This window comes from Cohnella endophytica, assembly GCF_003628305.1.
Classification (GTDB): domain Bacteria; phylum Bacillota; class Bacilli; order Paenibacillales; family Paenibacillaceae; genus Cohnella; species Cohnella endophytica.
The window spans coordinates 214,345-228,600 of the sequence record NZ_RBZM01000008.1 but is presented as its reverse complement, the minus strand read 5'-3'; the positions used below and the strand labels follow the sequence as shown (position 1 = coordinate 228,600).

Annotated in this window: 10 protein-coding genes; 1 reads left to right on the top strand and 9 read right to left on the bottom strand. The window is 53.1% G+C overall.

All coding sequences use genetic code 11. From position 1 onward, the window contains the following. Positions 1 to 34 precede the first annotated feature (34 nt). Positions 35 to 475, bottom strand: a complete 441-nt coding sequence (locus D7Z26_RS19175; RefSeq protein WP_120978631.1) for a DUF1641 domain-containing protein — start codon at positions 473 to 475, stop codon at positions 35 to 37. Positions 476 to 826: 351 nt separating this feature from the next. On the opposite strand from D7Z26_RS19175, the gene D7Z26_RS19170 reads away from it, so the two are divergent. Next, a complete protein-coding gene (locus D7Z26_RS19170; protein ID WP_120978842.1) occupies positions 827 to 1,012 on the top strand; it encodes a DUF2524 domain-containing protein in 186 nt (61 codons plus the stop codon). 132 nt (positions 1,013 to 1,144) lie between these two features. Here the strand turns inward: D7Z26_RS19170 and D7Z26_RS19165 are convergent, their stop codons facing one another. The 8 genes from D7Z26_RS19165 to D7Z26_RS19130 all read right to left on the bottom strand — a co-directional run bounded on the left by D7Z26_RS19165 (position 1,145) and on the right by D7Z26_RS19130 (position 14,250). Continuing rightward, positions 1,145 to 2,014 carry an alpha/beta hydrolase gene (locus tag D7Z26_RS19165; protein ID WP_120978630.1) on the bottom strand — a complete coding sequence of 290 codons (870 nt, stop codon included), beginning with the start codon at positions 2,012 to 2,014 and terminating at the stop codon, positions 1,145 to 1,147. Between the two features lie 62 nt (positions 2,015 to 2,076). Beyond that, complete coding sequence (locus D7Z26_RS19160) at positions 2,077 to 3,279, bottom strand: MFS transporter (protein WP_120978629.1); 1,203 nt, start codon at positions 3,277 to 3,279, stop codon at positions 2,077 to 2,079. A gap of 201 nt (positions 3,280 to 3,480) precedes the next feature. Next, positions 3,481 to 6,222 (bottom strand): carbohydrate-binding protein, encoded by a 2,742-nt coding sequence (locus tag D7Z26_RS19155; protein ID WP_120978628.1) that lies wholly within the window; start codon positions 6,220 to 6,222, stop codon positions 3,481 to 3,483. A gap of 35 nt (positions 6,223 to 6,257) precedes the next feature. Continuing rightward, positions 6,258 to 8,639, bottom strand: a complete 2,382-nt coding sequence (locus tag D7Z26_RS19150) for a glycoside hydrolase family 95 protein (RefSeq protein WP_120978627.1) — start codon at positions 8,637 to 8,639, stop codon at positions 6,258 to 6,260. Next, on the bottom strand, positions 8,636 to 11,101 hold the full coding sequence (locus D7Z26_RS19145; protein WP_120978626.1) for a glycoside hydrolase family 31 protein: 2,466 nt from the start codon (positions 11,099 to 11,101) through the stop codon (positions 8,636 to 8,638). Before D7Z26_RS19145 ends, D7Z26_RS19150 begins: the two co-directional genes overlap by 4 nt. 25 nt (positions 11,102 to 11,126) lie before the next feature. Continuing rightward, on the bottom strand, positions 11,127 to 11,954 hold the full coding sequence (locus tag D7Z26_RS19140) for a carbohydrate ABC transporter permease (protein ID WP_120978625.1): 828 nt from the start codon (positions 11,952 to 11,954) through the stop codon (positions 11,127 to 11,129). Positions 11,955 to 11,956: 2 nt separating this feature from the next. Next, complete coding sequence (locus D7Z26_RS19135; RefSeq protein WP_120978624.1) at positions 11,957 to 12,832, bottom strand: carbohydrate ABC transporter permease; 876 nt, start codon at positions 12,830 to 12,832, stop codon at positions 11,957 to 11,959. A 62-nt stretch (positions 12,833 to 12,894) separates the two neighbouring features. Then, positions 12,895 to 14,250, bottom strand: a complete 1,356-nt coding sequence (locus D7Z26_RS19130; RefSeq protein ID WP_120978623.1) for an ABC transporter substrate-binding protein — start codon at positions 14,248 to 14,250, stop codon at positions 12,895 to 12,897. Positions 14,251 to 14,256: the final 6 nt, after the last annotated feature.

Below are 14,256 nucleotides of genomic sequence, written 5' to 3'. Positions count from 1 at the left end.
GTTCCTCCGTTCTTCGCCTATATATCGGTCGTCGTTATTTGTTGTTTTGTTTTCTCTCGCCCAAGATGTTCAGGTAAGCTTGGCTGAAGCGAAGCATTCTTTGCAATTCCGGATCTTTCAGCAATTTCATCATGCCGAAGACGCCGATCGTGGCATCGCTGTTATCGGCGCGATCGCTGGCTTCGATAGCCGCGGATGCGTAATCCTTGACTTTCTCTCCAACCGGTTTAAGCACTTCTTGGATTCCGCCGACCATGTCCTGGATTAGCACGCGGTCGTTCGTAACCTTCTGTGCGATATCGTAGATATTCGTCAGCACGGACATCATCTCGGCTAACTTCGGCAATTGATCCACCAGAACGGTAATCGCTTGCTGTACTTCCGGTTTTAATAATTGATCCAGCACATCCAACTTCGCGGCCGCTTCGGTTACCGCAGACCCCTGCTCAGCATTCAATACAGATGTTTCAGACATTCTGTTTCCTCCCTCGGATGAAGTCATGAAGCCACTTTAAGAAAGTTTTGTGAAACAAATCACATAATAGTTACTATTTTATCGCATTTTACTCGGTTCGTACATGTATACTGCTGGATTCTTAGCAGAAATTTCTTCGAAATTAGCTATTGTTCGATTCCCCCCTCTCGAAGAGCCATACGAATAACTTGAACTTCTTCTCCGAATAATAAACGCATCGCTCGCACGAAGGAGGGATTTAGACATGTCTAAACAACAAGGACACGCGAACAAGAACACGACAACACGAACCTCTGACAAGAAAAGCAATAAATCCGGAAACAAATAAACTTGAAAAAGGATGACTTTAACTTGCTTAACGAGTTGGAAAGCAATTACGATTGCTCGAATGCGGGCGATGATCTTCATCAATTAAAGCAGGAATTAGAACAACTTCTCGCAGCAAACGGCAATGAACATTCGGCCGAAATGAATGAAACCAAAAATCGTCTAGAAAATCAAATCCACTTCATTCAGAACAAATGCGACATTCATTAAAGTAGAGACTTAACTACGCAGACTGATCTTCTTCACGCACCAAAAACGAAAACCCAGCCTTATTCAGGTTGGGTTTCTTGGTGAAATTATAAAGAAAGGATAGGGAGCGATTCTCGTAAAATTGTCCGGACTTCAGCGCCTCTCAACATGCCGATCCAACCAATTCAACATGTCCGCGAAAAAGCGTTCCCGATCCAAATCGTCAAACGGGCGGTGCCGCATGGCATCGTATTCGAACGTTTGTTTGTCCCCGGAACCAACGGAATGGAAAAATTCCCGCAGCTTGGCGGGGGGAGTCAGCTTATCTTCGAGTCCGTATTGCAATAGCAAAGGAATTTGAATGGCACTTGATTGTTTCATTATTCTAGATACGGCTTGCATCAATCCAAGCCCAAGACCCGGGGTCACGGTATTGTGCCGTAAGGGATCGGAGGTCAGTCGAGTCAGAATTTCAGGATCTAATGTCAGTCCTTCCGGGTCCCCGTTTTTTCGGATGGCCAAATCCGGCTTCAGCTTCCCTAATGAAGCGAGGAGAAATTTTTCAAAGAAGGTCGGACGATAGGAAATGGCAGGAGCGATCAATACGAGCCCCGAGATTCCCTCGCCATGATGCAGAGCATAATCTGCGCTAATAACCCCGCCAAGACTGTGTCCCGCTAAATAGATCGGCAATCCTTGGGTCTCGGAAGCGCCTAGCTCCCGGAGCGAATGAAGATCTCCCCGGAACTCATCCCAAGTCCGGATAAACCCTCGTTTACCCAAACTCCTCCCATGACCGCGCAGGTCAAGAGCATACACGATATAGCCGCTCTCCGCCCATTTTTCATAAAGGTTCCGCAAACCGCCGCTGTGGTCCCCAAGTCCGTGAACGGCAAGGACCATTCCTTTGGCCGATTCCCGTTGAAACGCTTTGCGATAGAACAACTGCGTCCCGTTTACCCCGTTGAAAGTTCCTTCGATGACTTTCAGTAAAATCCCCCCTTGAAGCAGCTGAAATAACACCTCTTTTCAGATGATTACAAAAAGCGATCCCAAGATTCTCACAAATAAAAGAATACAGATGTCTACTTGGTCACGGAAAGAGGATTGACGTCCAGGTGACGCTTCCTAAGAAGCAGAAGCGCGGATAAAATCAGCATGGAGCCGTTCACGATGAACACCCACCGGATCGGAATCCATCCACCCAGCACGCCTCCGAGCATCGGACCGAGCATCGTTGCCAACTGGGTCGCCGACTGGTTCAGGCTGAACGCGCGTCCCCGGAAATCGGCCGCCGTCACCTTTACGATCATGGCGTTTAATGCCGGATACACTCCCGCGAAGAACAATCCGTACATGAATCGAAGAATGCCGAATTCCGCGTAATGTCCAACGAAAAACTGAAGCAAGTTGCCGACGCCTCCGCCGAGCAATCCGATAATCAGAACTTTGACGTATCCGATCCTGCCGCCGATCTTGCCCCACTGAGGAGCGGCAATGAGCGTGGCAATGCCTACCGCCGAGAAGATCAAGCCCGATTGCAGCGAAGCACTGCTCTTATCCGTCCCGAGTTGGAGGACATACACGGTAATAAGCGGCTCTAGAAGCATGACGGAGAACGTGCTGAGCGCTACGAGGCCTAGCAAGGTAACGAAAGTTTTGTTCCCCCATGCCGTCCGGAGATCATCGCGAACGTGGGAACGCTTCGCCGTCCTGTCGAATTTCGTTTCGTGAACGAAGAAGGTCGCGATCAATGCGGCGACAAGCACCACTCCCGCAGAGAACAGGAAAGCTTCCCGATTGCTCGTGTAATGGCTGACGACTCCTCCGATCACGGGTCCTATGATTCCGCCAGTCGCACCTGCCGTCGCCATGATGCCAAGCGCGTACCCCGCCTGCTTCTCGGGGGTGTTGGTCGCGACGAGCGCGATGGATGCGGGAACGTAGCCGGCTAACAGCCCCTGGAACACTCGCAGGATGAGGAACACATACGGATCATGAATGAAGTAAGTGAGAACGTACAAAGCGGCCAAGCTATAACCCGAACGGATGAGCATCGGCTTTCGTCCGTATTTGTCGGCAAGCGAGCCCCAGTAGGGCGATATGAGTGCGCTAGCAAGGAACGTAATCCCGAATGCGAAGCCCGACCACGCTTCAAGATGGTTGTTGATCCCTAGTTCGTTATGCAGAAATAGAGGGATAAACGGGATCGAGATCGAATACGCCGCGCTGCAGAAAAAAACTCCGAGCCATAACACGTACAAGTTCTTTTTCCAAGAAAATTCCATTTGGTGTCACTTCCTGATGATTTTCCCTTTAACGAGTAGGTTTATCATATCACAAATTGCCGACCTTAAGCCTTGCCTCTCCTTTGAGCGTATCTCGTGAATCCGTCCTATGCCGAACGCGCAAAAGGCCAACCAGAAACACTTCTGGCCGACCTTCTTATGACGGGTTATAGGTGCCGAATAACTTTATGGCTCATTTCTTTATTGAAGATATAACGCATCCAAGTTCATCCCCGTATCCCCGGAGTCATGCTGGAGCTTCAGCGTTGCCCCTGACGGAATACTGATTGAGATCGTCTTCGTTCCGTAAGCCCCATACCAGCTACCCGTAGATGGAATCGAGAGGCTTGTTTTGGCGCCATTTACGTACAGGCTGTAGGTACCTGCGCTAGCAGAGGCGTATTTCAGTGTCAGCTTCGTTGCGGCCGGGACGTTATTGAACTGCAGCGCATCGCCGTTTAAGTCGAGATACTGAACGCCCTGGCCGCCGGAAGCTGATGCATCTCCGTAAACCGCCGCCCGGCCGGTAGGGATTCCCCACTCCGCTTCGAGCACCGTATTCCCGTAGCTAACGCTGATTTGATCGAGGTTAAGCCCGATATCTCCGGTATCGTGCTGGAATTTAAGGCTTGCTCCTTCCGGAATGTCGATCGGAACGACTTTGGTTCCGTAAGGCGCGTACCAGCCTCCGGTAGAGGCGAAGCTGATGGAAGTCTTCACTCCGTTGACATACAGGCTGTAATTGCCGGCGTTCGGGGTGGCATATTTGATGGTTAGCTGCGTAGCGGCCGGAACGCGGTCGAACTGCAGCCCGTCGCCGTTAAGATCCAAGTACAGCGCTCCCTGGCCATTGGCAGCTCCGGTATCGTCGTAAACGGCTGCCCGACCGAATTTAATTCCGTTCTCCGCTTCGAATACGGTGCTTTTAACCGTAGCGATGTCTCGATAAGCCGTTTGCAGTCCCGAATTGTTGATTATGGATTGCGCGGCGGTCGACCATGGCGGCGAATTCGGCTCCGTTACGTTATTCGTGCGGGTCGTGTTCGAAGCATAAGCTCCTTCGGTTCCCGTGGCGTAATCGACATAATTGTCATGGACGTTCAATTGGCTGACGTTAGCGGCGGTTCCCCATACGGTCCACCAAGCACCATTGTAATTTTCCAAGACGTTATGATCGATCTCCATCTGCGACGAAGCTTGGTCCGTGTAGATGGCATTGCCGTAAGAAACGCCGCCGATATCGGATAAGAAATTGCCGGTTATTCTCGTCCCCGTTTGTTTACCGATCGTATAGATCGCTCCGCCGTCGTGCATGAGCTTCATCGACGAGAGAACCCGGTTGTTCGCAATCGTATTTCCGGACGCGACGTTGATGGGAGTCACGCCCGACTCTTCGTAACCCGCGAAATAACTCCATCCCCATCCTAAGCTTATGGCGCTGTAAGGAGAGTTGACGATCAAATTATTGGAAAGATTCAGGTTGACGGTGTAGTAGATCATCACCGGAACGGTCTGTAGGAACTCCACGCTCGCGGTATTCACGGCATTGTTCTGAACGGTAATATTCGTAGGCGCGCCTTCTCGGTTCGCGGCGAAATCCCCGTCTCCGATGTACGTATTCAGAGGGTCTCCGATCGTGATCGCGGATCCGCTAATGTCGGTAAACCGATTGCCGACGATGGAGGAATTAACCGTATCGTTGCCGAACGTTATCGCCCCCGCGCCGAGATGTTCGAACCCGTTGCGTATGAATTGAATGTCGCTTGCGCTCTCGACCTTGACCGTTGCCGGCATCACGTCGGTATTCCGGTAAGCGACTTGATGCCAATTGCCGCCTGACACGAACTTGTTATACAGCGCGTTGGCTTGAACGGTCGTCGCCCCGACCGAGCCGGCAACGTTCATGAGGGACCAATGATCGTTGGCGAACTTAATGCCTTGGAAGACGATATGGTGAACCCTGCTCGATTGAGAAGTCCCGCTGAGTCTGAGCATCCCTTCGGAGGTGGGAGCATAGACTTCCGCCTTGCTCATGTCTTCGTTGCTTCTCTTGTAATAATAGAGAGTATTCGTAGTTCGGTTAAAATAAAATTCCCCCGGCTGGTCCAATAGCTCGTATGCATTCTGCACGTAGAAATGATTGGCGGGGTTATTGTTGTATTGATAGAACGCCATCCCCCAAGCTTGCGGCTCGGATAACGCGATGGCCCCCATCGGCATCTGAAGCTTCGCGACCCGATAAGAACCGCTTGTCGCCAGATCGGACAATCCGATGATATGGAAGGAGAACCCGACCTGGTTTACGAGCTCGACGTCCGAAGGCCGGGCATAGCTGCCTAGATCGGAAGCGTTAAACTTGATTCCCGAATAAGTCGAGCCGGAGCTAAGCGCCCAGCTTTCCGTGCCGTTGATCGTATAAGTCCCGTCTCCGCCTTGCGGCGCCATCTCGGAGCCCCTGGCCATGATGGCCCGCTTGCCGTTCACGTATAAAGTTCTTAGCTTGCTGCTTCGAGTCAGAGTCGCTTGATAGATGTTGCCTGACGTTTGCGTCCATCCCGTTACCTTGGTGCCCCCGTTAAATACGGGAACCTCGTCTTGGTAAGCTTGATAGTACACGCGATAACCGTTCGTCCCCGAATCGGCTTGATCGAAGCTCACCGGACCGGCAAAAGGATACTGCCCCCCGCGGAAGTTGACGATAATATCGCCCGACATGTTTCCGTTGATCGTGCGTACGACTTGGCGAGCTTTATCCAAGGTACGGAAAGGAGCGCCCAAAGTACCCGGATTCGTATCGCTACCGTTCGGCGCGACATAATAGCTGGCTTGAACGGCGGCGGAAGCTTTCTCCGCATGCAGGAACGGCGCGATCGCATAAACCAGCAAAGTAAATAACGACACCATAATGAACCGTTTTCTCGTTAAAGGCCATTTCGAACTCATCACAAATCCTCCCGATTATCATTTTACGAGCAGGGTCATTCACTCTCTTCCATCCGAAACTCGTTTGCCTGATAACTTTGACGTTGATCGGCTTGCACCTGAATGTCGCGAATTACGCTTCCGTAACGGACGGAGACCGTGCCGTCGACCGCGGAGTGGATGGAGTATTCTTGCAGTCGGCCGTTCTTCCAACGCATTCCGACCTCCGCCCCTCCTCTAACCCGTAACCCGGTTACCATCCCTTCGGACCACTCTTCGGGCAACGCGGGCAATAAATGAACGATGCCGTGCTGACTCTGCAGCAGCATTTCATTGATCCCCGCCGTAATGCCGAAATTGCCGTCGATCTGGAACACCGTCTCCTCTTCCGGACTTAACGGAGCATGGGAGCAGAGCAAGCTGTCGTACAGCGAATTCACCGCAAAACGCGACACGGCTTGATGGGCCTCTCGAGCCATTCCCAAACGGGCATATTGAGCGGAAAGCCAGGCCAGGCTCCAACCAATCTGCTCGGCCTCTCCGATTACACGTCTTCGAAGACTGGTTTCGGCCGCCTTAGCAAGCTCGGGATCTCTCTCCGGACAAATTCTCGTTCCGGGATGCAAGGCGAAGAGATGCGAGAAGTGGCGATGCTGAACCTCGAATTCTTCCGGATCGTCGAACCACTCCCGGAGCTGCCTATGCTTACCGATACGAAGAGGATACAGCCGAGCTTGCGCTTCCCTCAGCGTTCTTCTGAACTCCTTGTCCGCACCCAGAATCTCGCTCGCCGCGATGCAATTGGCGAACAGCTCCCAGATCATCGACATGTCGGCCGTCGAGGCGATGCTGACCGTCGTCCGTTCTCCTGCATCGTTCAAGTACGAGTTCTCCGGAGACGTGGAGGGCGCGGTTACTTTGTAGCCTTCGGGAGAAGAGATCAGCCAATCCAGACAGAAGATCGCCGCTTCCCGCATGACCGGGTAAGCTTTCCCGGCTAAGTAGCTTTCGTCCAATCCGAAAGCATAATGCTCCCAAAGATGCTGGCTTAGCCATACGCCGCCCATCGGCCAGAACGAGCAGCAAGCCCAGTGTTCCCCGAGTCCCGCCGCCGGCGTCGTCGTTCTCCAAAGGTCGACGTTGTGATGGGCGACCCAACCGCCGCAATCGTAGTGGATGCGGGCGGTCTCCCGTCCCGTTAGGCTGATGTCTTCGACGAGTTGAAGCAACGGGACGTGACACTCCGCCAAGTTCGCGCTTTCCGCTAGCCAATAATTCATCTGCGCGTTAATGTTCGTCGTCCAGTTACTGCTCCAATAAGGACGGATTCGATCGTTCCAGATGCCTTGCAAATTAGCGGGTTGCGTGCCCGGACGGGAACTGGCAATCAACAAGTATCGCCCGTATTGATACAATAGCGCCGTTAATCCCGGATCTTCGCGTTCTCCGCTCTTGACCTTATGAAGTCGTTCGTCGGTAGGAGCGGAGGATTGAATCCCGGAGCCCAATTCCAGCTCAACCCTGCCGAACAAGGAACGATAATCCTCTAAGTGAGCGAGCCGCAATTGCTCGAACGATCTGTACGAGGCATCCTCGATCGTCCCGCGGCATTGATCGAGGCATAACTCGCCATCGCGGGAAGGAGCGAACTCGTAACCGTTGTATCCCGTCGAAGCCGCGAGCAGGAGCGTGACCGAGTTCGCTCCCGTTACCCTTAGGCCTGCTTCGTCCCGATGAAGCTCTCCCCCGTCGGCCATCACTTTTACGACCGCGCCGAATGCCATGCCTTTCTGTTCTTCGGACTCCCCGTAACGGATCGGATCGTCGCATGGCACGTAATGAGGCATTACGCGGGACGGACTTTCTCCCTTGAGAAAGAGATACGGCCCTTCCGTTCCGACTTCGCAACGAAGCTTGCTTGTCAGTCCCAACCCGACATTCAAGGCTCCCGGCCGAGACGAGACGACCCGGTAGACCAGAACCTGATCGGGATGGGAAGCGAAACACTCTCGCTCAATCCTCACGCCGCCGCTGCTCTCGTAACGAGACAAGGCGATCGCCGTGCGCAAATCCAACTCCCTTCGATATCCCGAAGCATGGAGGGGAGCGTCGAGGGAAACCTTCAGATCGGCCAGCGGCAAGTACGATTCCTGCCAAGTTCCGAGCATATGTTCCTCGACCGATTGCTGGGCTTCCTTATAACGGCCTTCGAATAACAGTTGGCGGACGGGCTCCAAGTGCCGCTTGGCTTGATCGTTATGTCGCTTGCTGGGGTAACCCGACCATAGAGTATCCTCGTTAAGCGACAAGGTTTCTTCCTCGCAACCGCCATGAATCATTGCGCCTAGTCTGCCGTTCCCTATAGGCAATCCGCCTATCCAGCTAGAGGCGGGTTGCCCGTACCGCAGCTTCAGTTCTTTGTCCGCGGATGTCGTCATGATGCGGCTTCATGCGAGTCGAAAGAAATGACGACGGATTCTCCCGTATACGTAACGGTACGATCGAACATAGTCGACTCCGCCTCCCCGTTGCCTTGTCCGCCTCCCGCGCCGACGATCACGAGATTCATCAGGCGCTTCCGAACCATGCCGGGGAAATCCCCCTGCCTGCTACCAATCTTGAACGTCCGTTCCTCGTCCAGCCATTCCATCTCGATCGAAGCGAATTCGCCCTTCTCGTAGTTGTAATTGTCGCCTTCGTCTTCGTAAAGCTTGAATTTCCCGTCTCGTCCGGGATAGATTCTGATTTCATAGGGCTGCGAGCCGAGTTCGTCCGTGCTCTGGACGACAGGCGACATCGGCACGATCGAACCCGCCCGGACGAACAGCGGCAGAATGTCCAACGGGGCTTCCGCTTCGATTACCATACCGCCTTCCAGTCGCGCGCCCGTCCAGAAGTCGTACCAACCCGAGCCCGACGGTAAATAGACCCGGCGAGTTGACGGTACTCCCTCCAGCTTGCGCGACCCGCTCTCGTAGTACATCGGCTTCGTTACCGGATTGACGAGAAACGCGGGACCGAACATATATTGATCCCCGATATCGCGCACGGCCGGGTCTTCCCTGAAATCGAACGCCAGCGCCCGAAGCATCGTGTAATGGTCCTGGGTGACCGCGCCCGTCAAGGCATACAAATAAGGCAATAACCGATATCGGAGCTTCAGGAATTTCGCTAACGTATCGTAGAAGACGGATCCCGGCTCCCCGAATCTCCATACTTCTCTCGGCGTGTCCGTTCCATGGGAGCGGAACATCGGCAGGAAAGCGCCCAATTGGAACCACCGGACATACAATTCCTTATATCCGTCATCCTCGTAGCCCTTGTCGTAGTCCCCATTCCAGAACCACATTTCCGGTTTCTTTCCGACGAAGAACGCTCCGATATCCATCGTCCAGTAAGGGACTCCCGTCGCGCAGAAATTCAGCCCCGCGGGAATCTGATTTCGCAAGGTCGTCCAAGTCGCCGCCGTATCGCCCGACCAAGTGATGGCTCCGTAACGTTGTTGCCCGGCGTAGGCCGATCTCGTCAGATTGACGACCCGCTTCGTATCGTCGGTTTCCCGTTGACCTTCGTATATGCCGCGGGAATGAAGGAGCGAATATGCATTGATGACCTCCGGGTCCAAGTAATTCTTGAACTCGTTCACGTTAATCGATACGCGTTCTTCCGGTTCCGGCTTAATCGCCCCTTTCCAATCCGCCTCGAACGGCTCGGTGCAATCGCACCACCAGGCATCGATACCGTGCTTGAACAATCCTTCGTTGGCCTGCTTCCAATAAAGCAACCTTGCTTCGGGGCGGAACGGATCATAGTTCGCCTGATTGCCCAGCAGGAAGCCCTGTTCCCTCATCTCCTCCTGGTCCGGTCCGTTATTGTTCATGATCGGCCAGATCGACACCATAAGCCTGGCTCCATCCTCATGAAGGTTCCGCATCATGCCTTCCGGATCGGGAAAACGTTCGGGATCGAGCGATTTCTGCCCCCACCAGTTGCCCGTCCAGGATTGCCAGTCCAAAATCAGTAAATCCAGAGGCAGCTTGCGCTCGCGATACTCCCGCAAAATGTCGAGTATCTCTTCCTGCGATTTGTAACGCTCCTTCGATTGCGCATAACCCAAAGCCCACTTCGGAAGCATCGGGACCGAGCCCGTCAACTCCCGATATTCGTATACGAGTTCGTCAAATTCGGGGCCGTACAGGAAATAGTAATCCATCTCGTCGTCTACGTCGGTCCACAAATAGGAGCCGTGCATGTCGTCGCGGAAAGCCATATAGGAACAGCTGTCCCACAGAACGGCATACCCGCGCGTAGAGACGAGCATCGGCACGACGGCCTTCATGTTCTGCTGGTACAAATACTGATGGGTGCCGCGTAAATCCATGACGCCTTCCTCATGCGAACCCAGACCGTACAGCGCCTCTCCCTCTTGCCATTCGAACTCCAGCTTCGTATGATAAGCGCTCCGGTCGACCGTCTTGCGGGAGCCTTCTACCCGTGCCCGAACTCCGTCGGCGCCTTGCCCGGTCGTAATCGTCACTTGGTCGTCGTATACCGTTTTCTCGACCTCGATCGGAACGAGCGTCTTGCCTCCCCGATCGGGTTCCTTCGTCAGCAAACATCCGTCCTTGTCTTCATAAGTGAATGCGCATGTATTTTTATTAATCGAGATCTTCAGCGCGGACGTTCGCAGAATAAGCCGATCCGATTCCTCCCGAAGCTCCCACCGGACGGACTTCTTCCCCTGATTAAGAACGATAAGACTCTCTTTGACGCTAAAGCTCCGATCTTGCGTATACACGACGCGCACGGCGCGTTCGGACACCGGAACCAGCTTCGCTATTCCCGTCTCCGTCTCGAGGTAGAGCAAGTCCGCTTTTTTCTCCCAGCCCGTTAATTTCATCGTCGATTTCCCCTCTTATCCGCGATTAACTTTTGACCGCCCCTGAAGTAAGCCCGGACACGATGTACCTTTGCAGCAAAACATATAGTAGAATGACCGGCAGAGAGATGAGCACGAGATCGGCGAAGACGTAATTCCAATCGCTCGAATGAACGCCGAAGAAGAAATAGATCGTTAATCCGAGCGTCTGCAGCTTCGGCGAGCTTAGAAAATAGATCGCCGTGCCGAAATCGTTCCAGAAGCTCATGAAGCTAATGATGACGGCCGTCGCGTTAATAGGCATGAGCAACGGGAAGATGACGCGAAGGAACAGCCCCGCTCCCTTGGCTCCGTCCATCGCCGCCGCTTCGTCGATTTCCTTCGATATGCCATCGAAAAATCCGCTATAGACGTAAGTAATGAAAGGGTACGAAGAAGCGATATAGAGAAGGATGACTCCCCAGTAATTTCCCGTGAGATGGACTTTATGAAAGAGAATAAAAGTCGGAATAATCGTTAACGGCAAAATCATGCCCGCTAGCAATACGTATCTCAGAACGCGGATGAAACGGTCGTCTCTTCTCTGAATGACGTAAGCCGAAGTGCTGCAGAACAGGACGACTCCGATGACGCTCAGCACGGTGACGACCGACGTGTTCCAATAAGCCCGGGGAATATTGGCTTCCCGGTATACGGTCTTGTAGTTATCGACGATGTTCCATGCCTTCGGCAACGAAATCGACATGTCCGCCGCTCCCGCGACGTCCTTAAAGGAATTCACGATAACCATAAAAGTAGGAAGGAAGACGACGAGACATATCGCGAGAGCCAAGATCTCCCAGCCTAATCTATTGTTTTTTAACATTTTGCGCATGGTTAGACCCCCTCGCCTCTCTTCGTAATCAACTTATGCGTTAACGCGATTACGATTAAGATGATGACGAATAAGAGTAAATTGGCTGCTGTGCCTTCCCCGTAGTACCCTTTGGCGAAAGAATCGTAGATGACCGTGGAGATGATCTCCGACGCGCCGGCCGGTCCTCCTCCCGTCATCGTATAGACGAGATCGAATACTTTTAGTCCGCTGATAAGCGTAAGGATGACGTTGATCTGAAGGACCGGACGAAGAGCGGGCAGCGTAATGTAGCGGAACCTACCCATGGCCCCCGCGCCGTCAATCTTGGCGGCTTCGTACCACTCGTTCGGGATCGTCTGCAATCCCGCCAAGAACAGCATCATGCAGAACCCCGCGGTCTTCCAGATCTCCACGGCGGAGATGGAATACATGACGAGATGCTCGTTCGTCAACCAAGATTGCGTCCATCCTCCCAGCCCAGCCCAAGCGAGCAATTGGTTCAATAATCCGTTGTCCGGATCGTAGATGGCCGAGAATACCAAGCCAACGGCCACGTAACTGAGCATGACGGGCATGAACAGTACGGATCGCAACAGACGGGCGGACTTAAGCGTCATATTGGCCAGAACGGCCAGCAACAAACCGAGCACGATTTTGCAAAAAGTCGTCACGAACGTAAACAAGAACGTATTGTAGAAAACCAGGCCGAAATCGTCCCGGTCGATCAAGTTGCGGAAGTTCTCCCATCCCGTAAACCCTCTGATCTGAAGACCGTCCCAATTCACGAAGGCATAGTAAAATCCGCTGACGGACGGATAAGCAAAAAAACAGAGGAAAACGAGAAGACCGGGCAGCAAGAGGTAGTACGGGTAATTTTGTCTAGTCAATTTGCTCATCGGGCGATCACCTCTTTCGCGAAGAAGGGAGGACGTCTACCGCCCTCCCTCCACCACGGTTCTTATTTGAAATTCGGATCGTTCTTGATCTTCGCTTGCTTGACGAATTCCTTATCCATCGCTTCCAGCACTTGTTGCGGAGTTTTCTTTCCTCCGACGATGTCCGCGCTTAAGCTTGGGAAATCGCCGCCCGCATAGTTCAATCCCGAGCCTTGGTAGTTCACGAATCCGTTGCCCGCGTCGACGATCGCTTTGGCCTCCATCTCTGCAGGGGTCAAGGTTAACTTGCTTACTCCGGTAATCTCGGGAATGCCACCCTCGGCTCCGAAGAAAATATTTTGCGTATCGATCGATTCGAAATATTCGATGAACTTCTCCGCCGAGGTTTGATTTTTGGTTCCTTTCATCGCATATAGCGCCACCGAAGGAGAAACGGCTACGGTCGGCGTCTTGCCGCCCGGGATCGGCATCGCGAACGCTCCGATGTCATTCACCTTGTCCGGATATTTCTTCACGATATCCGTCATGAACCATGCGCCCATCATGAACATAGCGGCATCTCCGTTGGCAAGCGCCTTTTCGGCATCGTCATAGCCATGAGCGAACGGATCCTTGCTGCCGTACCCCTTGTCCACGATTTCCTTCAGCACGTCCAACCCTGCCTTGAAGTCCTGGTATTCCGCGAATTTCATTTGGTTCTGGTTGAGCTTGCCCGCGATCTCCGTCGAATCCTTCTGCGCCGTGGAGAACAGCGTGCTGAACTGAAGCGTCCATGGATCCTTGCCCGGCAAGAACACGGGCGTCTTACCGGCTTTGGCAATAGCGTCGCACGTCGCCAAGAATTCTTCGTACGTCGTCGGCACGTTCACTCCGGCGCTCTCGAATACTTTTTTGTTATAGAACATCGCCATGACCTGGGAGCCTTGGAACGGAGCGCCTACGACTTTGCCTTGATAAGCGAAGGAGCTTCCCCATGTGTCGAGATTCAGGTTTTGAACCCAAGCTTGGTTCGACAGATCGACGTATAGTTCATCCGGATTTCCGTTGCCCATAATATTGGCCTGGCCGGAATAGTTCAGCAGAATATCGGGTAATTCCTTCGTTGCCAATCTTGTCTTCACGATATCGTCGCCTTGACTGCCTTCCGGAAGCTTCTCGACTTGGATCTCGAAGCCTTTCGTCTTCGCGTCCGCCAGCACGGCTTCCCATCCCGTCGTGAAGTTGGACCCGTGACCGATGATGGTGAGCTTCATCGGCTCTTGCGAGGCCGAAGGAGCAGGCGTCTCGGCGGATTCGGAGCTGTTGCTCGGCTGGGCATTGCCGCCGTTATTTCCTTTGTTGCTGCCGCATGCGGCCAACGCGAGAATTAAACAAATCATCGTTACGAACGTGACGATCTTAAGTAGCTTTCGGTTCATGTTGCT